Consider the following 24,156-nt stretch of genomic DNA (forward strand, 5'->3'; position numbering starts at 1 on the left):
AACCTTAAACAAGGTTGCTCCCACAAGTTTCTATTCGGTTAGACGATTCAGTCCATTAAAAAGTTGCAAAACCAAACGAGTAAAGGAATATTATTCCGTTGTTTCCGCGGCAGCCATTAAAGAAACAGCGCGTTGCGGCGTGAACGTAGAAATGGCATGTTTGTACACCATTTGCTGACGGCCTTCGCTGTCAATGATGATCGTGAAATTGTCAAAAGCGCGGATAAGTCCTCTGATTTGGAACCCATTTGTTAAATAGACGGTTACGGGAATGCTTTCTTTGCGAAGTTGATTTAAAAAGTTGTCCTGAATGTTAATGGAACGGTTCATCAGTAGGTCCCCCTTAATGGAATGAAACTATCGCCTGACGGCGCTATTTTCTAGTGGTCATATTTGTTAACTATATTCAATTTTATGTACAAACTTTCCTGCTAGTATATCACTAATCTTTTCGAAATGGTCAGAAAAATTTGCCGGCTCCGTCACATCCACCCAGTGGATATCTTTCATATGCCGGAACCAGGACAATTGTCTCTTGGCAAATCGTCGTGTATCTCGCTTCAGCAGCGTCACAGCCGCTTCAAGGGTAAGCTCTCCCTCCAAATAGCTGACGATTTCTTTGTAGCCGAGTGCTTGCATAGATATAGCCTGTTTCGGACATCCTGCGGACAAAATCGACTGAACCTCGCCCACGAGCCCCTCTTGCATCATCTCGTCGATGCGCTCTTCAATGCGCTTATATAGGAGCGCGCGATCCATCGTCAGTCCAATGATACATAGTTCGTAGGGGGATTCTTTTTTCTGGGCGGCCAAATGGGAAGTCATCGTCTCACCGGAGACATGATAGATCTCCATAGCCCTAATCACCCGTCTACGATCATTGGCATGCAGGCGATCTGCGCTTTCCGGATCCATTTCACGCAGCTTTAGATGCAAAGCCTCGTCGCCATGCTGGGTAGCATACGCCTCCTGCTCAAGGCGGAACGCTTCATCCATACTGACATCTGTAAATTGGTAGTTATAGCAGACAGACTCAATATATAGGCCTGTACCGCCAACGATAAAAGGAAGCTTTCCACGCGAGTGAATATCAAGTATTAATGCTTTCACACGTTCTTGGAATTCCGCAGCCGAAAAAGGATAAGAAGGATCATGAATATCAATTAAATGATGCGGAACAAGGAGCTGTTCAGCTTCGCTCGCTTTGGCTGTTCCTATATCCATTCCCCGGTATACCTGCATGGAATCTCCGGAAATAATTTCGCACCCGAACTTCTGGGCAATTTCTAAACTAAGCTTGGTCTTGCCAACTGCCGTGGGACCAAGAAGCACGAGTAATTTCGGCTTGGCTGATGGGGCTAACACAGTCGAATCACTCCATACGTTGTTTTGGTCGTCGATCGTAATACATGCTCAAAGCCAAGACGCGCAAATTCCTTGCTGTCTCTGTTTTCTTTGAGCACAATGCTTTTGCGTGCAACACGCCTTGCCTCCTCGATCGAATCTAGCGTGATTGCTTCATCGTTCGCATTCCTTCTCAGATGAGAAATCGCTTGAGATTCTTCGATTGGACTTCGAAACATCGGATCAAAGTAAATGACATCAACGCTTTTTGATTCTAATTGTTTCAAATACGCATGATGATGCAGCTTTTTGACCGATATGCGCCTCATGGCCTCATTGAGCTCCGCAACCTCGGATTCATAGAGCGCTAAACCCTCTTGAATCAGCATGGCCGGAATGTCTTCGCTTTCTACGGCAGTGACACTTCCTTGCGCGCCGACTGCGAAGGAGAACACGATCGAATCTGACGCTAATCCTGCTGTACAATCCACAATGACATCGCCACGCGCCGTACCGGAGGCTTCAATCAATAGATCTGATTCACCTCTGAGCATACGCTTCACACGAACGAGGGCCATACTGGGATGGAAAAAAGCTGCAGGATAGTCATCTTCATAGTACCTGATCTCATCCCTGGTCACAAGCAGGAGAGCTGTATCCTTATTATTTTTCCTAAGATGTTCCAAAGAATACTTCCTTCGGGGGACGAATCGACCGCCATACTCCGCAGCCAATCGTCCTGCTTTGTTTTCAATTTCAACCGAAGGGTCAAAAGAAGTCGTTACTATCACGGGGTTACATCACTCGCTTAAACATTTTTTCCAGTTCATAGGTAGTAAAGCTAACAACAATAGGTCGTCCATGCGGACATGTATACGGATTTCGGCAGCCTGCAAGACGGTCAATGAGCGTCTCCATCTCCAAGACACTAAGCCCTTGATTCGCTTTAATGGAGGCTTTGCAGGAACACATAATCGCTGCTTTCTCCCTCAGCTTGGCGATATCAACCGCCTTCTTCTCGCTAAGCACCCATTCACATATTTCCTCAACGATCCCTTTTTCTTCCCCTGACGGGAACCAATGAGGATGAGCGCGAACCAGAAATGTATTCCCGCCAAATGCTTCCATAAACACGCCGGCTTGTTCAAAAAGAGACAATCGATCTGAGAGAATACCTGCCTCAGAAGGTGTAAACTCCAGTGTAATCGGAACAAGCAATTCTTGGCTTGCCTCAGCAGGATTGCCAAAACGCTCATAATAATATTCATAATTAATCCGCTCATGTGCGGCATGTTGATCAATTAAGTATAACCCATCGGCATTCTGTGCGATCAAATAAGTGCCATGCATTTGACCGATTGGCTCTAAGCTTGGAAAAGCAGGCAGCTTGGGCTGATCGTTCTCTTCATTCGACGGCAGCAAATCCATGAATGCCTCATTCGTGCGGCGCTGCTGCTGAATGGAAACATGTCTTGGATTTGCGGCTGCCGGCGAATACGAGTTGTTTGCCTGCGTTGAGGCAGCCCGAGCGGAATAGGACGGACCCGGGTTCGAAGGAGGCGACCACGCTTTAGGCTCTGCCGCTTGTGCCGGCGATTCAAATACAGGTTTCTGCTGCTCAGGTTTGTAAGCAGACAGGCTTTCTTTGATTTGAATCCGTGGAGAATCCGTTTCTTGCGGATTTTCCAGTGGCTTCGTAACGCTAGGATTCTGCGGCATTAACGGCTCAATCGTTCGTGTCAGATCAAGCTGCTCCTGAACGTAGGCCCCTTTCGGCGCTGACGGCTTGCTCCCCGTGGGAATCAGTACTTGGCGTCCGAATAAACGTTTGACCTCCGTTTCGATTAACGCCGTCAACTCCGCTTCTTTACTGAAGCGGACCTCAAGCTTGGATGGATGCACATTCACATCCACCAGGGCAGGGTCCATCCCGATTTGCAGCACAGCAACCGGGAAGCGATTGATCGGCAGCAGGGTGTGATACCCCTGCAGCAGTGCTTGATTCAGCGCAAAATTGCGGACGTATCGGCCATTCACAATGGTCGATATGCCGCCGCGATTCGCGCGCGTCATTTCGGGCTTCGCAACGAAGCCCATGATGGTGTAATCCAAGCTATCCACTTGGATTGGAAGCATTTGCTTGCCGATGGCTGTGCCATATATGCCGGCGATCACTTGAAGCAAATCGCCGTTGCCCAGCGTTTGCAACAGCATATTGCCGTTATGCTTGAGCGAAAAGGCGATGCCAGGGTGAGCTAATGCTAACCGGTACATATAGTCCGAAATATGGCCCAGCTCGGTTTGGATCGTTTTCATATATTTGAGGCGCGCAGGCGTGTTATAAAATAAATCCCTTACTGTCACTTCGGTCCCGCGTGAAGCCGCCGTTTCTTCTACTGTACGAATGGTGCCGCCTTCGATGGAGATTTTCCGCCCTAAACCATCATTGGTAGAGCTTGTAACACACTCCAATCGAGAGACTGACGCTATGCTTGGCAATGCCTCGCCACGAAAACCCAAGGTACGAATAGAAAACAAATCTTTGCTTGTCGCAATTTTGCTCGTCGCGTGCCGCTGAAAAGCTAATTCACAGTCCTCCAGCGCCATTCCGGTCCCGTTATCAGACACGCGAATCAGCTGCAGCCCGCCTTCTTCGATGGTCACATCAATCCGTGTGCTCTCTGCATCGACCGAGTTCTCAACAAGCTCTTTGACGACAGAGGAAGGGCGTTCCACCACTTCCCCTGCAGCAATCTGGTTCGCGATGTGCTCGCTTAAAAGCTGGATTTTACCCATAATGCTCTAGTTCCCCTTTACTGCTCGGATGGAAACATGCTCTCCCTGATCCTTCACTTGCAGCTGCGGGAAATATTGGGCGAACAGGTCAACATTCACATAGCTTGTCCCATTTTCGATTATGAGCTTGTCTGCTTCAACCGGAATAGCGTGGGTCCCTTTGCTGTCAGAAATATCGACCGTATGGTTCGCTTCATTCCACGTGATCGTCGCCCCAACTAAGGCCGCTAACCCGCGCGAAGTCGCAAACAATTTGCCATTCTCACGGAAGTTCCCAAAACCGCTGCTTATTTCTACCCCATTGAACGTTACCAAATGATTGGAAATGTCAACTTGAACATCAGGGATGCCTGCTGTATGCAACGCTGTAATGAACTGCGCGGCAGGGCCATCTACCTTCATATCCGGCGTAATGCCCACTTTATTCACTTTACGTTTGTTTGGCGTTAGATACTCTTCAATCGTTACTTTCAGCGCGGTGTTATTATCTAGCTGGTACAACTGCTGTACGCTGCCTTTGCCATATGTCTGCATGCCGATTACTTTCGCAACGTTATAATCCTGCAAAGCGCCTGAAAGCACTTCCGATGCGCTGGCACTATTCTCATTGGCTAAAATATAAACAGGAATCGATAGCTCGCTCCCGCCTTGGATTAATACAGGATCATCTACGCCATCGCGGTCTCTCGTATGAATGAGCACGCCGTCCTTCACGAAATGCTTGGCAATATTCTGCGCCGTGTCCACAAGGCCACCTGGGTTATTGCGCACATCCAAAATCAACGATTTCAAGCCTTTTGCTTGAAGCGCGGCAAGTTGTTTATCAAAATCTTCATCCGCATCACTGGAGAAATCCGTAATTTGGATATATCCTACCCCATTAGTAAAGCTGCTGCTGTACACTTCAGGCACGTTAACCCCTTTACGCGTTAGCTCAACCGTCAGTTCCTTGTCTCCACGAGCAACCGTTACTTTAACTTTCGAGCCTTCCACGCCGATGATTTTGTCACGAACTTCATCAATGGAGGTTTTCGAAGCAGGCACACCATCTACAGCACGGACGTAGTCATCCCGCTGTAAACCGGCGATTTCGGCAGCTGAGCCAGCAAAAACTTCAGATAAATAGACACCTTTTTCGTCAATTCCGATCCGCGCACCCATACCCACATAATTATTTTCCAATGAACTGGAGAACTGTCCATACTCTTCTTTGCTAAAGAAAACCGTATAAGGATCTTTCAAACCTTCGATCATTTGTTTAATACTTTGACCAGCTAATGCTTCTTCCGTCACGCCGCTCACATGCAGTTTCCCAATAATTTCTCTAACTTGCAAGGTTTGCAAATCTTCTTGAGCGAGAGCAGCGCTAGCAGGCAATACGGCCATTAGAGCAGAGACGAGGGCTAAGGTTACTTTCATTTTTCTCAATCTAGGCTGGTTTTTCATGTGCGTCTCTCCTTGGTTATATAAAATGAATAGATGGTTACCATCCGCTTTATTGCAGCTTTTGTTTCCATTCGTATACTAAATTGAGCGCCTGCAGAGGCGTCATATTGATTAAGTCAATCCCTTTCAACTGGTCAAGCACCAGCTGAGACTTGGCGTCCGGCTTCTTCTTGCCGGACACAGCCGCCGTGCTGTCCTCCTCGAAGAGGGACAGCTGCTGAATCGGGGCGGGCGCAGGAGCGGTGACCGCCACAGCCGCTGCGGCGACCTGGGCAGAGCCCGCCGCCCGCTCTTCAAAGCCATTCAGCAGCTCATAGGAGCGCTGAATGATCGCATCCGGCAGCCCGGCGATTTCGGCACAGTAGATGCCGTAACTCGTACTTGCTGCACCAGGAATGAGCTTGCGCAGGAAGGTCACCTGCCTGCCGCTTTCCTTGACCGCCATGCAATGATTGCGCAGATGGCGGAGGCTTTCTTCCAGATGAGCAAGCTCATGGAAGTGGGTCGATACAAGCGTCTTGCAACCGATACTGTCATGCAAGAACTCGATAACGGCCTGCGCAATCGCCATGCCTTCTCCGGTTGAAGTGCCTCGTCCGAGTTCATCAATGATAACGAGACTTTTGCTAGTCGCTTTCTCCGTCATCACTTGGATATCCATCATCTCGACCATGAACGTGCTCTGCCCGCCGATCAAGTCATCCGCCGCGCCGATCCTCGTAAAGATCCGGTCCGTGACCGGAATGCGCGCGGATCTGGCAGGAACGAAACAGCCAATCTGCGCCATCAGGCAGATTACGGCAACTTGCCGCATATATGTACTCTTACCGGCCATGTTCGGACCGGTAATGAGCAGAATGCGGCCCTGCTCTCCTTCAAGGCGCGTATCGTTCGCGATGAACGAGCCGTCTTGGATAACCGCCTCCACAACTGGGTGGCGGCCTTCTTCAATATGGAGATCGAAGCCTTCGCCGATCTCCGGCTTGCGGAAATGCTGCGCCGCGCTGACTGCAGCCATCGATTGGTATACGTCAGCGGTCGCAATCACTTCCGCCAGCTTCTGCAATCTGGAGATATGCTGAGAAATCCGGTCGCGAAGCTCCGTGAACAGCTCATGCTCCAGATCAATCATTTTATCCTGCGCTTCCAGGATGAGCGCTTCTTTCTCTTTCAGCTCTGGCGTGACGTAGCGTTCCGCATTCGCCAGTGTTTGTTTGCGTTCATAGCGGCCTTCTTGTAGTGCCGACATATTCGCTTTGGTCACCTCGATAAAGTAACCGAACACTTTGTTGTAGCCGATCTTGAGCGACTTAATGCCCGTCGCCTCGCGCTCCTGACGCTCCAGTTCCGCAATCCACTGCTTCCCGTTCGTGCTCGCCTCACGCAGTTGATCCAGATAAGGCTGGTAGCCTTCACGGATCATTCCGCCATCCCGTATGGATACAGGAGGTTCGTCAACAATTGCGTTAGCAATCCATGACATTACGTCTTCGCAGACATCCATATTCTCAACAAGTTTACGCAGTGTTGCAGAACCGGATTGTGCGCAAACCTCCTGCAGCAATGGCACCTGCTGAAGAGAGTGCTTCAAAGCGACCATGTCGCGGGCATTCGCATTGCCATAGGAGATACGCGCTACGAGACGCTCCAAATCGTAGACTTCCTTCAACGCTTGCTTCACGTCATCACGTACGATGAGCTGATTGTAAAGCACATCAACAGCTTCCAGACGCTCTTCAATGCGCGAGACACTCATGAGCGGCTTCTCGATCCAACGGCGCAGCATTCGTGCGCCCATTGCCGTTACGGTTTTGTCTAGCAGCCAAAGCAAGGAGCCTTTCTTCGCACGTTCGCGGACTGTTTCTACGAGTTCAAGGTTTCTTCGCGTAAATGGATCCATTGTCATGAATTGATCAGGTTCATAGACCCTAATGTGCTTCACGTGAGTAAGTGCGCGTTTCTGCGTTTCTTTCAAATAGGCCAGCAGCAAAGCCACGCCATCTCGATGAAGGGATGTCAAAGCAGAAAGCGCGGTATCTTCAGCAAAATGCTCGTCCAGCAGCTTCTCATCCGACTGCGTCCACTCCGTTAATACGGTATTCCGTCCCCATGTGACCCCAGATTCGCGAATTGTCGTTAACAATGCTGCATCCGTAATAATCTCGGAAGGGTTATATACGTTAAGCTCATCTACAACGAGCTCCCAGGAAGGAGCCAGCTTCGTCGTATACAATTCGCCTGTTGAAATATCGCATGCCGTAAAGGCATAACCTTCTTCGCGTGTCACGAGCGAAACTATGTAGTTATTGCTGGATTCACCTAATAACTTGCTGTCCATGACAGTCCCCGGCGTCACAATCCTCACAATTTCGCGGCGGACAACGCCTTTGGCCTCTGCAGGATCTTCGACCTGCTCGCAAATCGCAACTTTGTAGCCTTTCTCGATTAAACGAGACATGTAATTCTCAGCCGAGTGATGGGGCACGCCGCACATCGGAATTTTCTCGTCTACGCCGCCTTCTCTTCCGGTTAAAGTTATTTCGAGCTCACGGGAAGCGTTGATGGCATCTTCAAAAAACATTTCATAAAAATCCCCCAGACGAAAAAACAAAAATGCGTCCGGGACCTGCGCCTTCACGGCCAAGTATTGCTGAATCATCGGCGTATATTGGGCCACCTTGCGTTCCTCCAACCAATCACATTATTCACAAATAACCGCTATGAAACTACCATTTTTCATTTTCATAGACACGCAAAATATTAAAAAGCAGTAACCGCTAAAGGCCCCACTCACCCGAATACAGCCTGCCTGTTGGACAGAGCGCATACGGATCTACGAGCCTCTAGCGTTAGCCAATCTTCCATCTTGTATAGATAATCTATTATAACATGATTCTTTCTTCAATTGCTTCTTTACGGTTGTACGGAGCAATTTTCCAAGCTTTGCGAAAGTCTTCTCTCTCGTCCCAAGGTTTCATGGATAGAATTCGTTCGCGGAACCGGCCTAGAACCGCTGCGTGCACCTCATAGCCCTTCAACAGCTCAAGATCCTGCCAAAGCCTGGCAACCACACCGTAGAGCCGCTGTTTATCGCCGCTATAGTACGCCGCCTGAATATCCAGATCCTGCAGCGGCTGCCTTGTAAGCAGCCAGTAGTTATCCGCTATAAGCGCAGCAAGCGCGAAAACCCCGCGCGTGATCAATGGCGAATGCATCCAGCTCGGCAGAGTGCGGTACTCGAAGCCTCCGTGCGACTTTCTCCGGAAGTCGCCGAGAAAACCATATCTGGGGCGGCGCTGACCCGTCGTGTCGCCTTCGATCAAGATCAAAGGCAGCGCGAGGTAGTTATCGAGCGCGCGCAGAAGATGGCCATTCAGCCAGCAGCGGCTGAAGTGGATATGTCCGCCGAGGGGGTAGCCTCCCACCGGCATTCCGCCCGAGAGCCACGCCAGGCTCTCGTCAGGGATCGCCCGCGCGGCGAGCTGCATCGCAGACAGCAGGTTCCTCGCCAGCTCGCGCGGGTCTCTACTAGGCTGCGGACGCAGCTCTGCCAGCGGCAGGATCAGGCGATGCCCGCTGAGCACGACGGCATCGCAGCCGACTTCGCCTTTCCGCGTCAGGAAACGGTCGGCGAAGATGACCTGACCTTGCGGGCTCAGCAGCAGGAACTCGGGATCGGTCCCGAGCATGACCCGCTCCTTGCGCTGAACTTCCTTCGCGAGTGCAAGCTCATACCGATCAATGGCCTGCGCGAACAACTGCGTCAGTTTTCCATTGAGCTTCGGTGCTGGATCTACATCCAGAACGACGGTATGCCCGGAGGCCAGAACGCCAATTGTGACCAATCCGTAATCTAAACCAAGTGCATAAATGGCTTTAACCGCCTCACGGCTTGCTCGGCGCACATGAAAGCTGGCTCGATCCGGCATGACTTCTATGTAGGCGGAACTTGCGTTTGCTTGCCGCTGGGTAAACAGTGTTTTCTCAGAGAGCAGCAGCGTTTCTTTTTTCTCATAGACAATAAGCGTTTGCAAATGAAAGACGGCCACCTTATATTTGTGGGTGAATGTCAGCGGGGCATCCTTCATCAAACCGCGTTTCTTCAGTAAGGCTAAGGTCTTGAGCCCATGCATAGCCAGCTGCTCGTCGCGCTTCGTGCTTGCCTTTGCTCGCAGAATCGCTTTAATTGGCTGCAGCGCCTGTTTCTGAGGCCATTCATCATGAGCGGCTCCCCAGTGAATGATGATTCGTCCCCGCCAATCATCCGGAAGTTTCGTGCCGCTCGGAATTTGAATAAGATTAGCCAGTTCCAGCGCTTCTTTCTCTTGTGCGTGCAGTAAGAATGATTCCATCCGGATTACTCCTTCTCGTTATGCCCAAATATGTCTATAAAACAAAAAAGAGGGCAAATGCCCTCTGCCGAACCTGTAACGCCAGCATATACTGGCGTATAGGGTTCATTAATCTAATTCATCCTCAAGAAGTTCGGCATCGAGATCCTCGAAATCTCCATCGCCACTATCATCGAAATCCACATGTTTGTCGTCAAAATCTCCCGGACCATACGGGCTGACAATGACAAACACTTTCGTTTCGGCAATGAGCTCGACTTGGAACTCGCGCTCAACCCGAATCACTACGCTGTCGCCGCTTGCAGCGATACTGGCTTCCACACAGTTGGGCTCTTGCGTTGCGACAGCAGACACTTCAGCTGTCGTTGGCTTATGTTTTTTGTCCAGATAGCTTAGTCCAACGACTTCTACATAAGAAACGGTTTCTTTTGCTACGTCTGTTTTCGTGTTGCGATCGTAAGAATACCAGATGTTGATATCATAAGTACCAACTACCTCTACGCCCTCTCCAGATTGGATCGACTCGAATTGGTTATTAATAATCCAAGCGCCCAAGATACTGGTCGGAGAAAAGGGCGGAGTCACGGTATGACTTACATGTGAAAATTTGCGACCTTTACCGCAGACAGCTTTTGTAATGATCTCTCTGCTTTGCAAATCTTTATCTAATGACATCCTTTCAACCTCCTCCATACAATCATTCATTACAAGTGTATGCAGGACATTAGTCTAGAGTGACAATTATTTTATATTATTTTTACTGTTTGAAAATATGGATATCTGTTAGAGTCAACCCGCCCCCGCGCGGTTTTTTTTTTGCTTTTTGGCAATCGATAAATAGATCTTTAGCTCTCTGTTTAGCTGTAAAATCGCGGATCGGACCTCGAATTCCTCACGGCTTTCCGGCAGACTCATCTTTTTATATTGGGCATCCAGCTCTTGCAATTCTTTCTCCGCTTCGCCTGTATAATAGTCTTCCTTCACAGATTGGCTAATATCTTCAAGAATCTTTGCGAGTAGTTCCCCCTGCGGTAAAGCTTGATACACCTGGGCGACTAGAACGAGCATCCTGTTAACCGACTCCAGCTGCTCACCCCTCATATAGAAATAAACCCGCCAGTAGGGTTCTCCTCCGAAAATAAGCGTATTATCTAAGGAGCGTTTGGCCAGCGCAGCACCTAGATCAATTTGTTCACTGACCTCCAAAAGCTCCTTCCCATCCCACAAGATGGAATTATCACGCAGATGCTTGGCCATGTTGATAAAAATAACCGAAAATAAGTCCTCTACTCTTTTTCTATGTGCTACCATCGCTTTATCCGTCTTGGGCATGTAAGCAATATTGATTAGTGTCGCAACTCCTAAGCCGATAAGAAGCAACACCATTTCGTTCCATACGGCTGTCCAACTATCATCCTCATAAGCATAAAGATGCAGCAAAACAACAGCTCCAGTCACAGTTCCTTCCGAAATTCGCAAGCGATGCAGCACGGGGAACACCAACAGAATGAAAAGAACGATAACCCAAATATGAAAGCCCAGGAACCTAAATAACAAAGTCCCCATCAGAAGTGCGAGCATAGATGAAGCTATGCGGTGAAACGCGCTTTGTATTCCTTTTTTCTTGGTTACTTCTATTCCGAGAATAGCTAGTAGCCCTGCAGCGGCAGGCGTTTTGATCCCAAGTAGATGAGCAAGATACATCGCTATACCGACCGCAATGGCTGTTTTGAGCACACGAAAGCCCATAGCGTGTCACCTCTTAACTGGTTTTACTATGGGCTCATTATTTCATTTAGATGACAAAGTGGCAAGTATTACCGATGTTTTGTCAATCTTTTTTCTAAATTGGATACGATCTGGTACATGAACGTCGCAACAATTGCAATAACGAACAACGTCGAGATAACCAATGTAAAATTAAACACTTGAAAACCGTATATGATTAAATACCCCAGACCCATTTGGGAGACTAGAAACTCCCCTACAATGACACCAATCCACGCTAAACCTACATTGACTTTCAGCGTCGAGACAATGGCTGGAAATGATGCGGGTAGAATTACTTTTTGGAATACTTTTCTCTTCGTCCCCCCGAATAAGGACACTACTTTCACGTAATTCTGATCAACCTCTTTGAAGCTGCCATAAACGACAAGTGTCGTAATAATAACAGTTATCGAAAGTGTGGTGGCGATGATTGAAAGCAGTCCCGGCCCCAAACCTACGATAAATAGCGGCCCCAGTGCAACCTTCGGCATACTGTTTAAAACGACGATATAAGGGTCGAGCACTCTGGAAAGAAACGGAGACCACCAGATGATTACAGCCAATGCTGTGCCAAATAATGTACCCAACACGAAGCCTATAATTGTCTCCACAACCGTTACGCCTACATGAGGAAGCAGGCTGCCGTCCAGCAGTTTATCCCAGAGCAGCTTGAATACTTTCGTTGGATAGCTGAAAAGAAGCACATCAATCCATTTTAATCGAGCCGCCACTTCCCACAGAGCAAAAAACACGAGCAATATGATGAGTTGAACGAGTCTTACCTGTTTCGTTTCCTTCTTCTTGGCTTGAGCAAACTGCTCATGAACCCGTTTGGTAAGAGAATCTTCTATTGCTATATGTTTAGCCGATTGGCGTTGATTCTCTATCATGCGTCATGCCCTCCAAATTCCTGCCAAATCAATCGAAAGAGTGCATGGAACCCTGGCAATTCCCTTGCTTCAAAAGGCACGGATGTTCGAATTTCCTCCGGAATGCGGAATTCTTGCCTTATCCGCCCTGGGTTAGGATCTAGGACAATAATGCGATCGCTCATCGCGATAGCCTCGGAAATATCATGCGTTACAAGGATCGCTGTTTTCTTCTTGGCTTGCAGCGTTTCCACTACCAAATCCTCCAACTGAAGCTTCGTTTGATAATCCAGCGCCGAAAATGGTTCATCAAGCAGCAGCAACTCCGGTTCGGTAGCCAGTGTGCGGACCAAAGCGACCCGCTGGCGCATGCCCCCGGAAAGCTGTGAAGGATAGTAATCCTTGAAGCTGTACAGCCCCATCTCCTCCAGCATGTGAAGCACACCTTGTTGCTTCTCTTTGGTCAATTCACCTGCAATCTCTAATCCCATGCAGGCATTCGCTTCAATCGTCAGCCATGGGAACAGATAATCCTGCTGCAGCATATAACCGACTCTTGTCGATGGACCGTTCACTGGGTTTCCAGCGACAGTCACGGTGCCTACCGTCGGCCGAATAAGGCCGGCAATGATCGACAAGAGAGTCGTCTTCCCGCAGCCGCTTGGACCGATGAGACTTACAAATTCGCCGCGCGCTATAGAAAAGTCGATCCCCTGCACAGCAAGTGTCGCCCTCTCTTCGGTCACGTAGACTTGAGTTACATTTTTAACCGTCACAGCTGAATCCATGTTCGTACTCCCCTCTCGTCGTTCATTGCCTTCCTGGTGCTTCTTATGGTTTTACGGTTGATTTGGCTTTCTCTGCATACGTATTGTTCACAAGCGTTTTCCAAGCCACTTTTTCCTTCAACTCACCTGCGGAAGTCATGACATCCAGCAAGTTGTTCCATTCCTGCTCATCGACGATCCCGTCTGTTGCAAATGAACCTTGGTCTTTATAACGTTTAACGACGCTTTTTACAATCTCTACATCGATATCTTTAAAATAAGGCAGAACCGCATTCGTGATTTCATCTACGCTTTTCGCCGCAACCCATAGCTGTGCGCGTTGGATCGCATTGGTGAATTTTTGAACCGTTGCCGGGTTTTGCTTCATGAAGCTTTGTTTGGTCATAAATACGGTGTATGGCAGGTGACCGCTCTCGACGCCAAAGGACGCCAGCACAAATCCTTTCCCTTCTTTTTCGACGATTGATGCTTGCGGTTCAAACAACTGCACGTATTCTCCGGTTCCTGATGAGTACGCCGACGCGATGTTGGCAAAATCGATGTTTTGAATCAGTTGAAGATCCTTCTGCGGGTCAATATTGTGCTTCTTGAGCGTGAACTCACCAGCCATTTGCGGCATGCCGCCTTTTCTTTGGCCTAGGAATACGGAGCCTTTGAGTGAATTCCAATCGAATGGATCTACTTTCTTGCGAGCCACCAGGAAAGTCCCGTCTGTTTGCGTTAATTGAGCAAAATTAATAACGGGATCATCTGAACCTTGCTGCGACACATAAATGGACGTTTCCGAACCAACCAGCGCCACATCGATGGCACCCGAAAGCAGAGCCGTCATGGTTTTGTCACCGCCAGGCGTTGTTGTGAGCTCTACATCAAGGCCTTCATCCTTGAAAAAGCCCTGTGACAGCGCCACATATTGTGGTGCATAAAATAAAGATCGCGTTACCTCGCCAATGCGAACCTTGGTCGTTTCCGTGCTTTTCGTTCCGCAAGCTGAAACGATGCTGCTGAGCAGCAAGACCACGGATAAAGCAACTCCCCATTTTTTCCGAATCTTCATAAGACGTCCCTCCGATTAAGTAGTACTCTATCCTATGCAGGAGCCCAGAAGACGGTTAATGGCAACTTTGCACTAAACCGTTTGCAGCGCAAAAAAAACAGCACCCCAAGACAGTTGCCACTGCCGAAGGATGCTGCTCCTATGCTTTTATATGCCGTATACCGACTTATACTTTTCTTCCAAATACTGAACTAAGTACTCAGGATTCAACTCTTCTCCTGTTACCTCGCGAATAATTTCATTAGGCGTCAGTAGTTTTCCATGCTTATACACTTTCTCTGTTAGCCATTCCTTAATCGGCGCCAAATTGCCTTCGGCTATCAAACTATCGAAAGCAGGCAGCTCTTGACGCAGCGTTTGTGTAAATTGTGCTGCGTACATGTTGCCGAGCGCGTAGGAAGGAAAGTAACCGAACGCCCCGCCTGACCAATGCACGTCTTGCAGCACACCCTCGCCATCATTCGCTGGCGTTACTCCCAAATATTCTTCATATTTGGCATTCCAAGCCGCAGGCAGATCCGCCACAGCGATTGTTCCGTTAAACAGCCCTTTTTCCAGCTCGTAACGAATCATGATATGTAAGTTGTACGTCAGTTCATCGGCTTCAATACGGATAAGCGAAGGTTCAATGTGGTTAATTGCCTTATAAAACGTATCGACATCCACTTGGTCGATCTGTGGAGAGAACGTCGCTTGCAGCTCACCATAGTATCTGTCCCAGAAAGCTTTGCTGCGGCCGATCACATTTTCCCAGAAACGGGACTGTGACTCATGAATGCCCATGGATGTTCCGGTGCACAGGTTAGTGCCCACCAAATCGTCGGAAATGTTTTGTTCATACAGCGCATGTCCGCCTTCATGGATCGTTCCGAATAAAGCGGAAGTGATGTCATTTGGCAAATAGCGCGTCGTAATCCGCACATCTCCCGGGTTCAGCGCCGTCGCAAACGGGTGCACCGTCTCGTCCAACCTGCCCGCTTCGAAGTCGTACTGCATTTGCTTCAAAATCGATAGGGAAAATTGTTTCTGCTTACTTATCTCAAATTGTTGATCTAGGAAAGAGCGATCTGGTTGATTTGGCGACGCTTGGATGCGCTGCAGCAACGGTACTGCTTTTTCGCGCAAAGCTCCGAATACCTCATCTAACTTCTCAACCGTCATGCCAGGTTCGTACATATCGAGAAGCGTGTTATATTTATGGCCTTCATAACCCCATAATTCAATGAATTCTTGGGTTGTCGCCACAATTTTCTCCAAATACGGCTGAAAGGAAGTCCAATCGGAATTATGTTTGGCATCTTCCCACGCGGATTCGGCTTGAGACGTCAGCACGACATAGGCTTGATACTTCTCGGCCGGTATTTTTTTGGAGCGGTCATATTCTTTTTTACACTCTTCGACCATTTTTCTCGAAATGACATCAAGCTGTTCAAGCTCAGCAGGCTGCGTGAAAAACACAAGATATTCGCCCATTTCAGCGGATGTGGACATACGGAATACTTCGGTGGAGAGCTCTCCGACAACTTCAGAGCGTGTTCCAATCCCTTTTTTCGGGGCGCCAGTTCGCATATCCCAATATATTAAGGCGATGGCCTCCTCGTACTGCTTCATTTTACGAACATAGGCCTTGAACGATTCCAGCTTGTTTGTGGCTGTTTGCACACTCATGCTTCAAATCTCCTCCCATAAGTTTCTATTTTCATCATACTTCGTCCCCTCCACAGAATCAAATTTATTGAACTTGTGGTAAAATAATGACAAGCTATTATTCTTAATGCTATTGTAAAACAACATTGTGAGGAGATGACTTCCATGAATATTATGTTTACCGATTCAGCGATCCAACGATTAACCCCATACATTGGCCAAGGTGAAGCCCTGTTGAAGCTTGCTTTTGATACGGAAGGGTGCGGCTGTTCCGTTAACGGCGTGCCTACGCTCTGGCTAGTTTCGGAAGAAAGTCAAAATGATTTAACAGCCGAAACGAATGCCCTCAAGCTGATCTATAGCAGCAACGATGAAATTTTTTATGAAAATAATATGAAAATCGACTTTTCCGAAGGAAGTAAATCCTATATACTGAAGAGTAATAATCAGATTTACAATGCGGGTATGAGCTTAGTCGACAAAAGATAAAGCTGCATGAACCATAGATAAGCAGCACATTAACTTACCTGGAGGAGAAACCATGTCTTTGATTAGTGAAATTTTGAATTACAACGAAGAGTTTGTCGCAAAAGAGGAGTACAAAGAATTTTTGACTACGAAGTTTCCGGACAAAAAAATGGTCGTTCTAACATGTATGGATACGCGTTTAGTCGAACTATTGCCTAAGGCGATGAATTTGCACAACGGTGATGCCAAAATCATCAAAAATGCCGGCGCCATTGTTTCCCACCCATTCGGCAGTATTATGCGCAGTATCATTGTAGCTGTCTATGAGCTCGACGCAGATGAAGTATTCGTTATTGGCCATTATGACTGCGGGATGACGGGGCTGAATTCAGACAGTGTTATCGCAAATGCCAAAAAACGCGGTATTTCCGACGATGTCATTGCAACGCTCGGCCATTCCGGCATTGATTTGTCAGGTTGGTTAACAGGCTTTGACCATGTCCGCGAAGGGATCGAGAAAAGCGTAAATATTATTCGCAATCATCCCCTGCTTCCCAAAAATTTGCCTGTTCACGGTCTCATTATTGACCCGCAAACTGGAAGACTAGATTTAATCAAAGACGGCTACCAACCAGTTGAATAACACATAAAAAAGGCTCTCCCAAAAAGTCATCAAATGACAGAGGGGAGAGTCTTTTTTTTGAACTTGTGGAACCACAGCTTCAGATAAAGGTAAATACTACCGCTATTTACTGGAGTAACGCAGCTATTGCATGAATAAATGGAATTTCTCCTGTTAATGACGAGGATTGAGCTAGGAATCAGGGTTATCGGGTAAAATTAACTCGATTTTTTCCCGTTAACTACCCTATTATCCATAATTCCATTGATATAACAGGAGGATTTCCCGTTAATTATAGTAAGGCAATTGCAGCGTTGTTATCGTATTTTTGCCCTCATTTTGTCACAATTAGGACAACGTCTTATTCAGCTATACCGATTCTTTAATAATCAGTTTCTCTCTTGCATCCGTCCGCGGCCGCACAGCTGGCACTTGCTCCGGGTAACCAATATGCAGCAAGCCTACAATTTTCTCCCCTGGCTTAACGCCTACCGCCTCACGGAAGTTCGGACTATGAATAAACGGATTCGTTTTCCAAACAACGCCAACCCCCACTTCCCACGCAGCTAGTTGGAAGTTCTGAATTAAGCAGCAGACGCAGGCGAAATCTTCTTCCCACTGCTTCTGCCTCGGATCTTCATTCATGACGACAACGAGATGGGCCGGAATTTGCATGAAGTAATCCAGCTTCTGCGCAGCGAGCCTTTCTTTCTCCTCCGCCGTGTAGGTGCGAATCATTGCTTCAGCAAGCGGCTTACGCGCCTCGCCTTTGAAGAGAATGAATCGCCAAGGCTCCCTTAGACCGTGTGTCGGTGCCCATACCGCCACATTAAGTAGTTCGGTTATGAGAACAGTGTCGATGGGGTCGTTTTTAAATTCGCGGACAGAACGTCTGTCTTTGATCAGTTCACTAATTGCGCCTACTTTCTGATTCTGCATCGTATTCATCGTGCTTGTGCCTCCAATGTAGTTAGATTAATAGTTCAGCATGTCAATAATAAGCTCTATTCGACTATGTACTCTGAGCAAACGATCATGATAATCATTCTCATTGTCGCAAATGGATGTAAAACTGTCAATCTTTTCATATTTCGTTTCATGGAATGAAAAAATGCCCTTCCCGTTGGGAAAGGCATCTTTATATATCGGTACTTACATAACCAACGTTTTTACCAAACGTTTCGCGTCACCATTCGGTGTAGAAACAACCTCGTAAATGTTAATTTTAACATCATCGTTTAGTTGCTCGGATTTAATGGAACCGAAATCAATAAACTGAACCCCGGACATAATTTTGTCCTGACCTGTGAAGCTCATTGCCTTCGTGCTAAGCACACGATCTTCGGAATCGACAACTTCAAACACAAGGGATGAGAAGTTAGTGTCCGTAATAACCTGCTCTTGACGTTTCACACCCAAATCCAAACGCAAACGATACGCATAAGACGAATCTTTACTATACGTGGCGCTTACCGAGTAGTCGTTAATAGCAATACTAAACGGATACAAGGAGATATCCCCTGTTTCTGGAATTGGCTGAACAGCTGTTTTGTAAGAACCAATTGCCAAGCGATTCGCATCGTATAGGTTAAGTGCCAACTTATCTGCTGTTTCAGTACTAGGCACCATGTAGGAGTAGTTCAACACATAGCTGGTGTTTGGTGCAATGGACTTCGCAACTGTAGACTGACGAGCACCCGAATAGGTGTAGCCTTCATCGTTGGTCAGATCGGTTTGGAAATCCGGCAGATTCAGCGATGTCGTACCTTTATTCGTCAGTTTATATTTGGCAACGACGGTTTTGAAGCCGAAGTCCGCATTCTCGCTCATTCCAAGCTCTACAAGCGATACATCAATATTCGAGTCAATGAGATTATTCGACGTAAGCTTAAACGGCGTACCGATCGTGTAATCTTCTGCAGAGGTATAGGAAGAAACCTCTCCGCCTTGCCCAGCTCCCGCCAGTGTCGTGATTGAAACAGGGAGCGATGCCGTTTTACTATTACCAGTATTGCCAGCATTACCTGTGTTCCCTGTTTCAGAAGAACCGGAACCCGAACCAGTATCTGTACCATTTCCTGTGTTCGTTTGCGTGTTACTATTCGCCGCACCTTGTTTCTCCGAAACGACCAACTGCAAGGCATCTGTGTTCAGACCAGCAGGCAAAATACCGGAGAAGCGGAATGTAGTTGATTCATTTGGCGATAAGTAGGACGTGCGAACGGCATTATCCGTAGACGTAACTGCCACGCTGCTGCGAAGCGCTTGAAACGCTGCAGACAAGTTTGGAATCGTTACAATGCCATCACTTTTATTCGTCAGTGTGACATTAGCTTGCAGATGCAGTCCATCCGATTGCTTGCTTGCCGCGGCCCAAGTCGTCGTGATCTGAAGACCCTCTAAATCTGCGTCCGGGTATTGCGTGTCGTCGCCGATTTTACCAACCACGAATGATTTCGCTACATTTAATGACCCGAGTACCGTCGTTTTCACTTTGCCTTTCGGCGAGAAAAGCAGCGATAACCCATTTGCCTCTAGGGATGCCGGAACTGCCGTTTGTATCGTCGTTTTAACAGGCTGCTGCGGAAGCAATGTTTGACCTGACCCAGAGATAAACTGAGCACCGTAAGTCAATCCTTTGGCATCTTGCAAGTTAAGCTCAAGCGCATCGGGCAGCTTAATTGTCGTGTTGCTTAAATTTTCCAACGTTAAGTCTGTATAAACCAACCATGCACCGTCTTTGTAAACTTTGTAGCTGTTGCCAAGCTGCGCTGTCACTAACGCATCATCCGCGAAGGTAGAGTCTACCTCCTGAAGGTTGATGACGGCTTGCTGAAGCACGGATTGTCCCGCTTCATCCATGGCAGCTTGTACGGATAAAGCCCCAACATCATGCATCGTATTGTAATTCCATTCGAAAATATCCACTTTCAGCTGACCAGGTGTCAGATTCGCCGGAATTTCGGAACTAAATTTGAAAGTACCGGTTTGCCCTGCTTGCACACGAGCGTTTACTTTTTCACTTAGTTTAGCGGTATAGGAAACCCCATTGGTATCAATGACTTTGACACCATAATTGTTAAAATCCACAGGCGTAGTACTGTTATTATTCAGCCCAAGGGAGAAACGAAGCGATCCGTCATCCGCACCTGATGACAAGGAAACCTTGTCTAATGTAAAGTAGACAGAATCGTTCAGGAACACGCCTTCTTTCCCAGCGAAAGCCGATGTGGCCAGAGGTAGTGTCAGGAAGCTTGCAGCCGTTAGCATTAGTGCTGAGCGACTGAGCAAGCGTTTCATTTTCAGATGTTGCTTCACAGGTAGTCCTCCTCTAAGTTCATCAATCAGATCGTAAGGCGTCAATCGGACGCAATTTGGAAGCTTTGTTGGCCGGATACAAACCGAAGATAACCCCGACCAATACAGAAAATAAAAAGGCGTACAAGCTAATATCGAAGGACAGGCTAGTCGTTTGTTTCGGGCTGAAATACGGCAGCGCGTAGGATAATCCGACGCCTAGCCCAAGCCCGATAAGTCCGCCAAGTCCGCTGATGACGACAGCTTCGACAAGAAATTGGAGCAAAATATTGCGCCTTTTGGCACCAATGGATTTACGAATCCCAATTTCTCGCGTTCGCTCACTGACCGTCACCAACATGATGTTCATAATTCCGATACCGCCTACGAGCAAAGAAATAAGGGCAACAGCTACTAATTGATTCGTAAGTGTGTTCGTTGCTTCTGTCCGTGCCTTAAGCAGCTCATCCTGATTCGTCAGCACGAAGCCTGTGTCACTTTTGAATTTGTAAGTCAAATATTGCTTCATCGTTTCTTGAGCTGTGTAGATATCTTCCTTGGTAGGTGCCTCTACGTAGGTCGTACGAATTTGCCCCAGTTTGAATACACGTCTCGCCGATTCCAAAGGTACAATGACAGAACTGTCTACCGAGGCGCCTCCGATGTTAGAGCCTTTCGCTTGGAGGGTGCCGATGACACTAAAAACAGCGCCATCAATGTTGATTTCCTCTCCCACTGGGTCTAACGTGCCAAAGTAGGTCTTCGCCACTTCACTCCCCAGAATCGCTACATTGGAACGAAACTCCAGATCCGTCGGCGATAGATTGCGACCCTTATCGACTTTCGCTTTAATGATATCCAAGTATCGATCATTGGTACCTATCACATTGTACTTCTCTTGCGTACGGTCATATTTAATATTGGAGCCATTTTTGGTCATAGTAGGAGCAATAGATTTGAATTCCTCAAAATTCTCGAAATTCATCAGCTCATTGTAATCCAGCTGCGTGGCGCGACCGTTACCTGTCGCCGTTACAACGAGAAGATTCGTCCCCATATTTTCATACTGCTTGGCGATTTGTTCCGAAGTTCCTTGCCCAATCGACACTAGCGTGACGACAGAGCTAACTCCGATAATAACCCCCAGCATCGTCAGAAAAGTTCGCAGCGGACTGGACACAATGGTCTGCAGCGACATTCTGAGCAGTTCATTTACCTTCATACGCTCACCTCTTGCTTTACATCGCTTTTGTCAGCGTTATTCCGGTAATCATCAATGATGACGCCGTCACGGAGGGCAACGACGCGCTTGGCATTATCGGCAATATGATGATCATGTGTAATCAGAACGATCGTATTTCCTTGCGCATTCAATTGCAGAATTAACTCCAGAACTTCTTCCCCTGTTCGGGAATCCAACGCTCCTGTCGGCTCATCTGCCAAGATGAGCGATGGTGAAATCGCAAGAGCCCGGGCAATCGCAACACGTTGCTGTTGACCACCGGATAGCTCGCTAGGCTTGTGATGGCCCCGCTCGCCCATTCCGAGCATTTTGAGCATTTCGTGCGCCCGCTCCCGTCGTTCTTTCCTTGGAATACCGGCATAAATCATCGGAAGCTCCACATTTTCCATCGCTGACAAACGGGGCAGAAGGTTAAACTGTTGAAAAATAAATCCGATTTTTTGATTTCGAAGCGCTGCAAGTTCATTATCACTCATACGTTCGGTTACGACGCCGTCTAGGATATAACTGCCTGACGTCGGAACATCCAGGAGCCCAATCGTATTCATAAGCGTCGATTTACCGGATCCGCTTGGCCCGATGATAGCTACGAAGTCGCCTTCTGCTACAGAAAGCGATATGCTGCGCAGGATAGGCAGATCTTCTAAACCGCGTTTATAGGTTTTGACAATATCTTTTAGCTCAATGATATTCATACCGCAATAACTCCTTTCCCGGCAGTATTATCTGTTACCGCCACCGCCGCCACCACCACCGCCGTTAGTCCGAACAGCACCACCTGCGCCACCACCGCCGCCTTGGAATCCACCTGCTCCTCCGCCGCCAAATCCGCCAGCTCCGCCTGCGCCGCCGTTTTGTTGGAACTGCTGTCTTAAACGATTAATCTCATCCTGGCTAAGGTTCTGTTGTCTTTTCACAGCATTAGGAAGAACAACTTTATCCCCTTCGTTCAGACCTTCGGTGATTTCAATTTGCGTTTTCGAGCGAATACCGATTTTCACTTCATGATCAGCTTCTACCGTTCCATCTGCTTTTTTCAATGTGACAATACGCTTGCCTTTTTGCAATTGCAGCGCCTCAGGCGGTATGTAAATCGCATCTTTCTTGTCTTGAATTAAAATTTCACCTGTAGCGGTCATGCCGTATTTCAAAACATTATCTTTGTTGTCCGCAGCCAACACAACATCATAGGCCGTCACACCGTTCGTAGTCGTACCAACCGTAGAAATCTGCGTAACTTCAGCAGGGAAAATGCGGCCAGGGTAAGAATCCACTTTAATTTCAGCCTTCATTCCAAGCTTAATGTTAGGCAAATCTAACTCATCCACCTGCACCGGAAGCTGCATTTTGGCAATGCTGGCTACCGCACCTAGCTGCATTCCGCTGTTAACCTTGGTTCCAACTTGTAAAAGACTAAGAATGTCATTGCGTTTGTTAACAAAGTCCGTTGAGAACACACCATCAAATGGCGCTAATATTTTCAGTCCGTTAACTTTGTCTTGAGCCGAATCCACTTTCAGCTTTGCACGATCAAGTGCAGACTGTTTCGTGAGAATATCATCGCCAATCGTATCGTTCGCAAACGTTGCGATTGTATCTCCTTGACGAACCATATTGCCTGTTTTTAAAGGCATTGTGGACACCGTACCCGTTGTCCCTGCCAGAACAGTTGTGACTTTCACATATTGAAGCGCAGCCTTCGCTTGCGAATCAACAGCACGGCCACCGATTGTCACGCTGCCCAGTACATTGGTACCTGCATCCATGGAATTGTCATTGAGGACGGCGATATCAATATCGACTACTTTACCGCCCTTCCCATCCGATTTCGGATCTTTAGAAATGCTTTGAATCGTTCCCGTTTTCGTAATCATGTAGCCATCAATCGTAATATCAACAGGATCGCCTTTGTGCAGCTGTGCAGCGTCTTCCACAAAGAATGGCAGCGTCACAGTCAAATTATTTACATCAGAGATGGTTGCAATTTTAGTTGATTTGTTGATTGTAGCTCCTAATTCTAGGTTCGCTGCATATGTGAGTTTCCCGGAAACCGGCGCCTTAACGGACATTAATCCTTGCTGCTCCATCAAAGAATTCAAGTCCTTCTGTGTTTGCTCGTATGTCAGCTGCGCATCCTGCAAATCACTTTCCAGGCTCGTACTCGTCAATTCCAGAAGAACATCCCCAGCTTTCACCGCTTGGTTCCGTTTCAGATTAATGGTTTTAATGTTCGATTCAACCGGAATGGAGATCGTTTGTGTATCTTTAGGTTCGAACTGCGCTGTTCCAGATACGGAAGAACGGATATTGCCTTTTTTGACCTCATAAGTAACTTCTTTCACATCCGCTGCTTTGCTTTTCTTACCTTTGGATAAATAAGCATAAGTGCCACCTGCGCAGATGATTACCGCGATTGATACTATAAACCACTTACTGCGATACCATTTCATGAAGTAA

The 24,156-nt window shown here is 47.6% G+C and carries 20 protein-coding genes; 2 read left to right on the forward strand and 18 right to left on the reverse strand.

What is annotated here, in order from left to right:
• Positions 1–90: 90 nt before the first annotated feature.
• The 13 genes from hfq to AC58UW_RS11930 form a co-directional block, all read right to left on the reverse strand.
• On the reverse strand, positions 91–330 hold the full coding sequence (hfq, locus tag AC58UW_RS11870; RefSeq protein WP_497420870.1) for an RNA chaperone Hfq: 240 nt from the start codon (positions 328–330) through the stop codon (positions 91–93).
• 66 nt (positions 331–396) lie between these two features.
• Positions 397–1,365, reverse strand: a complete 969-nt coding sequence (gene miaA / locus AC58UW_RS11875; protein ID WP_497420871.1) for a tRNA (adenosine(37)-N6)-dimethylallyltransferase MiaA — start codon at positions 1,363–1,365, stop codon at positions 397–399.
• Positions 1,359–2,135, reverse strand: coding sequence for a class I SAM-dependent methyltransferase (locus AC58UW_RS11880; RefSeq protein WP_497420872.1), 777 nt, complete (start codon positions 2,133–2,135; stop codon positions 1,359–1,361). The genes miaA and AC58UW_RS11880 overlap by 7 nt, the downstream gene beginning before the upstream one ends.
• Positions 2,136–2,139: 4 nt before the next feature.
• Positions 2,140–4,140 carry a DNA mismatch repair endonuclease MutL gene (mutL, locus tag AC58UW_RS11885; protein WP_497420873.1) on the reverse strand — a complete coding sequence of 667 codons (2,001 nt, stop codon included), beginning with the start codon at positions 4,138–4,140 and terminating at the stop codon, positions 2,140–2,142.
• A gap of 6 nt (positions 4,141–4,146) precedes the next feature.
• On the reverse strand, positions 4,147–5,586 hold the full coding sequence (locus AC58UW_RS11890; RefSeq protein WP_497420874.1) for a S41 family peptidase: 1,440 nt from the start codon (positions 5,584–5,586) through the stop codon (positions 4,147–4,149).
• Between the two features lie 49 nt (positions 5,587–5,635).
• A complete protein-coding gene (gene mutS / locus AC58UW_RS11895) occupies positions 5,636–8,263 on the reverse strand; it encodes a DNA mismatch repair protein MutS (RefSeq protein ID WP_497420875.1) in 2,628 nt (875 codons plus the stop codon).
• A 205-nt stretch (positions 8,264–8,468) separates the two neighbouring features.
• Positions 8,469–9,938, reverse strand: coding sequence for a putative amidoligase domain-containing protein (locus AC58UW_RS11900; RefSeq protein ID WP_497420876.1), 1,470 nt, complete (start codon positions 9,936–9,938; stop codon positions 8,469–8,471).
• 108 nt (positions 9,939–10,046) lie between these two features.
• On the reverse strand, positions 10,047–10,613 hold the full coding sequence (cotE, locus tag AC58UW_RS11905; protein WP_497420877.1) for an outer spore coat protein CotE: 567 nt from the start codon (positions 10,611–10,613) through the stop codon (positions 10,047–10,049).
• Positions 10,614–10,727: 114 nt separating this feature from the next.
• Positions 10,728–11,687 (reverse strand): aromatic acid exporter family protein, encoded by a 960-nt coding sequence (locus AC58UW_RS11910; protein WP_497420878.1) that lies wholly within the window; start codon positions 11,685–11,687, stop codon positions 10,728–10,730.
• Positions 11,688–11,755: 68 nt separating this feature from the next.
• Complete coding sequence (locus tag AC58UW_RS11915; RefSeq protein WP_497420879.1) at positions 11,756–12,598, reverse strand: ABC transporter permease; 843 nt, start codon at positions 12,596–12,598, stop codon at positions 11,756–11,758.
• Entirely contained in the window at positions 12,595–13,365 is a 771-nt protein-coding gene (locus tag AC58UW_RS11920) for an ABC transporter ATP-binding protein (protein ID WP_497420880.1), read from the reverse strand. Before AC58UW_RS11920 ends, AC58UW_RS11915 begins: the two co-directional genes overlap by 4 nt.
• Positions 13,366–13,408: 43 nt before the next feature.
• Complete coding sequence (locus tag AC58UW_RS11925) at positions 13,409–14,422, reverse strand: ABC transporter substrate-binding protein (protein ID WP_497420881.1); 1,014 nt, start codon at positions 14,420–14,422, stop codon at positions 13,409–13,411.
• Positions 14,423–14,569: 147 nt separating this feature from the next.
• Complete coding sequence (locus AC58UW_RS11930; protein ID WP_497420882.1) at positions 14,570–16,090, reverse strand: carboxypeptidase M32; 1,521 nt, start codon at positions 16,088–16,090, stop codon at positions 14,570–14,572.
• Positions 16,091–16,234: 144 nt separating this feature from the next.
• On the opposite strand from AC58UW_RS11930, the gene AC58UW_RS11935 reads away from it, so the two are divergent.
• Positions 16,235–16,558, forward strand: coding sequence for an iron-sulfur cluster biosynthesis family protein (locus tag AC58UW_RS11935; protein WP_497420883.1), 324 nt, complete (start codon positions 16,235–16,237; stop codon positions 16,556–16,558).
• A gap of 52 nt (positions 16,559–16,610) precedes the next feature.
• Positions 16,611–17,180, forward strand: coding sequence for a beta-class carbonic anhydrase (locus AC58UW_RS11940; RefSeq protein WP_497420884.1), 570 nt, complete (start codon positions 16,611–16,613; stop codon positions 17,178–17,180).
• Positions 17,181–17,528: 348 nt separating this feature from the next.
• Here the strand turns inward: AC58UW_RS11940 and AC58UW_RS11945 are convergent, their stop codons facing one another.
• The 5 genes from AC58UW_RS11945 to AC58UW_RS11965 all read right to left on the reverse strand — a co-directional run bounded on the left by AC58UW_RS11945 (position 17,529) and on the right by AC58UW_RS11965 (position 24,149).
• Entirely contained in the window at positions 17,529–18,107 is a 579-nt protein-coding gene (locus AC58UW_RS11945) for a nitroreductase family protein (protein WP_497420885.1), read from the reverse strand.
• Between the two features lie 204 nt (positions 18,108–18,311).
• Positions 18,312–20,477, reverse strand: a complete 2,166-nt coding sequence (locus tag AC58UW_RS11950; protein ID WP_497420886.1) for a hypothetical protein — start codon at positions 20,475–20,477, stop codon at positions 18,312–18,314.
• A gap of 22 nt (positions 20,478–20,499) precedes the next feature.
• The gene (locus AC58UW_RS11955) at positions 20,500–21,678 is read right to left on the reverse strand and encodes an ABC transporter permease (protein ID WP_497420887.1); all 1,179 of its coding nucleotides are present in this window, start codon (positions 21,676–21,678) and stop codon (positions 20,500–20,502) included.
• Entirely contained in the window at positions 21,675–22,394 is a 720-nt protein-coding gene (locus tag AC58UW_RS11960; RefSeq protein ID WP_497420888.1) for an ABC transporter ATP-binding protein, read from the reverse strand. The genes AC58UW_RS11955 and AC58UW_RS11960 overlap by 4 nt, the downstream gene beginning before the upstream one ends.
• A 27-nt stretch (positions 22,395–22,421) precedes the next feature.
• On the reverse strand, positions 22,422–24,149 hold the full coding sequence (locus AC58UW_RS11965; protein WP_497420889.1) for an efflux RND transporter periplasmic adaptor subunit: 1,728 nt from the start codon (positions 24,147–24,149) through the stop codon (positions 22,422–22,424).
• Between the last annotated feature and the right edge of the window lie 7 nt (positions 24,150–24,156).

The organism is Paenibacillus sp. J22R160, assembly GCF_059692135.1.

Coding starts and splice junctions, on each gene's coding strand:
- AC58UW_RS11960 (WP_497420888.1), bottom strand. CDS start 22,394: ATGAATATCATTGAGCTAAAAGATATTGTCAAAACCTATAAACGCGGT.
- cotE (WP_497420877.1), bottom strand. CDS start 10,613: ATGTCATTAGATAAAGATTTGCAAAGCAGAGAGATCATTACAAAAGCT.
- AC58UW_RS11955 (WP_497420887.1), bottom strand. CDS start 21,678: ATGAAGGTAAATGAACTGCTCAGAATGTCGCTGCAGACCATTGTGTCC.
- AC58UW_RS11965 (WP_497420889.1), bottom strand. CDS start 24,149: ATGAAATGGTATCGCAGTAAGTGGTTTATAGTATCAATCGCGGTAATC.
- AC58UW_RS11890 (WP_497420874.1), bottom strand. CDS start 5,586: ATGAAAAACCAGCCTAGATTGAGAAAAATGAAAGTAACCTTAGCCCTC.
- mutL (WP_497420873.1), bottom strand. CDS start 4,140: ATGGGTAAAATCCAGCTTTTAAGCGAGCACATCGCGAACCAGATTGCT.
- AC58UW_RS11910 (WP_497420878.1), bottom strand. CDS start 11,687: ATGGGCTTTCGTGTGCTCAAAACAGCCATTGCGGTCGGTATAGCGATG.
- AC58UW_RS11930 (WP_497420882.1), bottom strand. CDS start 16,090: ATGAGTGTGCAAACAGCCACAAACAAGCTGGAATCGTTCAAGGCCTAT.
- AC58UW_RS11935 (WP_497420883.1), top strand. CDS start 16,235: ATGAATATTATGTTTACCGATTCAGCGATCCAACGATTAACCCCATAC.
- AC58UW_RS11925 (WP_497420881.1), bottom strand. CDS start 14,422: ATGAAGATTCGGAAAAAATGGGGAGTTGCTTTATCCGTGGTCTTGCTG.
- AC58UW_RS11900 (WP_497420876.1), bottom strand. CDS start 9,938: ATGGAATCATTCTTACTGCACGCACAAGAGAAAGAAGCGCTGGAACTG.
- hfq (WP_497420870.1), bottom strand. CDS start 330: ATGAACCGTTCCATTAACATTCAGGACAACTTTTTAAATCAACTTCGC.
- AC58UW_RS11940 (WP_497420884.1), top strand. CDS start 16,611: ATGTCTTTGATTAGTGAAATTTTGAATTACAACGAAGAGTTTGTCGCA.
- AC58UW_RS11915 (WP_497420879.1), bottom strand. CDS start 12,598: ATGATAGAGAATCAACGCCAATCGGCTAAACATATAGCAATAGAAGAT.
- AC58UW_RS11920 (WP_497420880.1), bottom strand. CDS start 13,365: ATGGATTCAGCTGTGACGGTTAAAAATGTAACTCAAGTCTACGTGACC.
- AC58UW_RS11945 (WP_497420885.1), bottom strand. CDS start 18,107: ATGAATACGATGCAGAATCAGAAAGTAGGCGCAATTAGTGAACTGATC.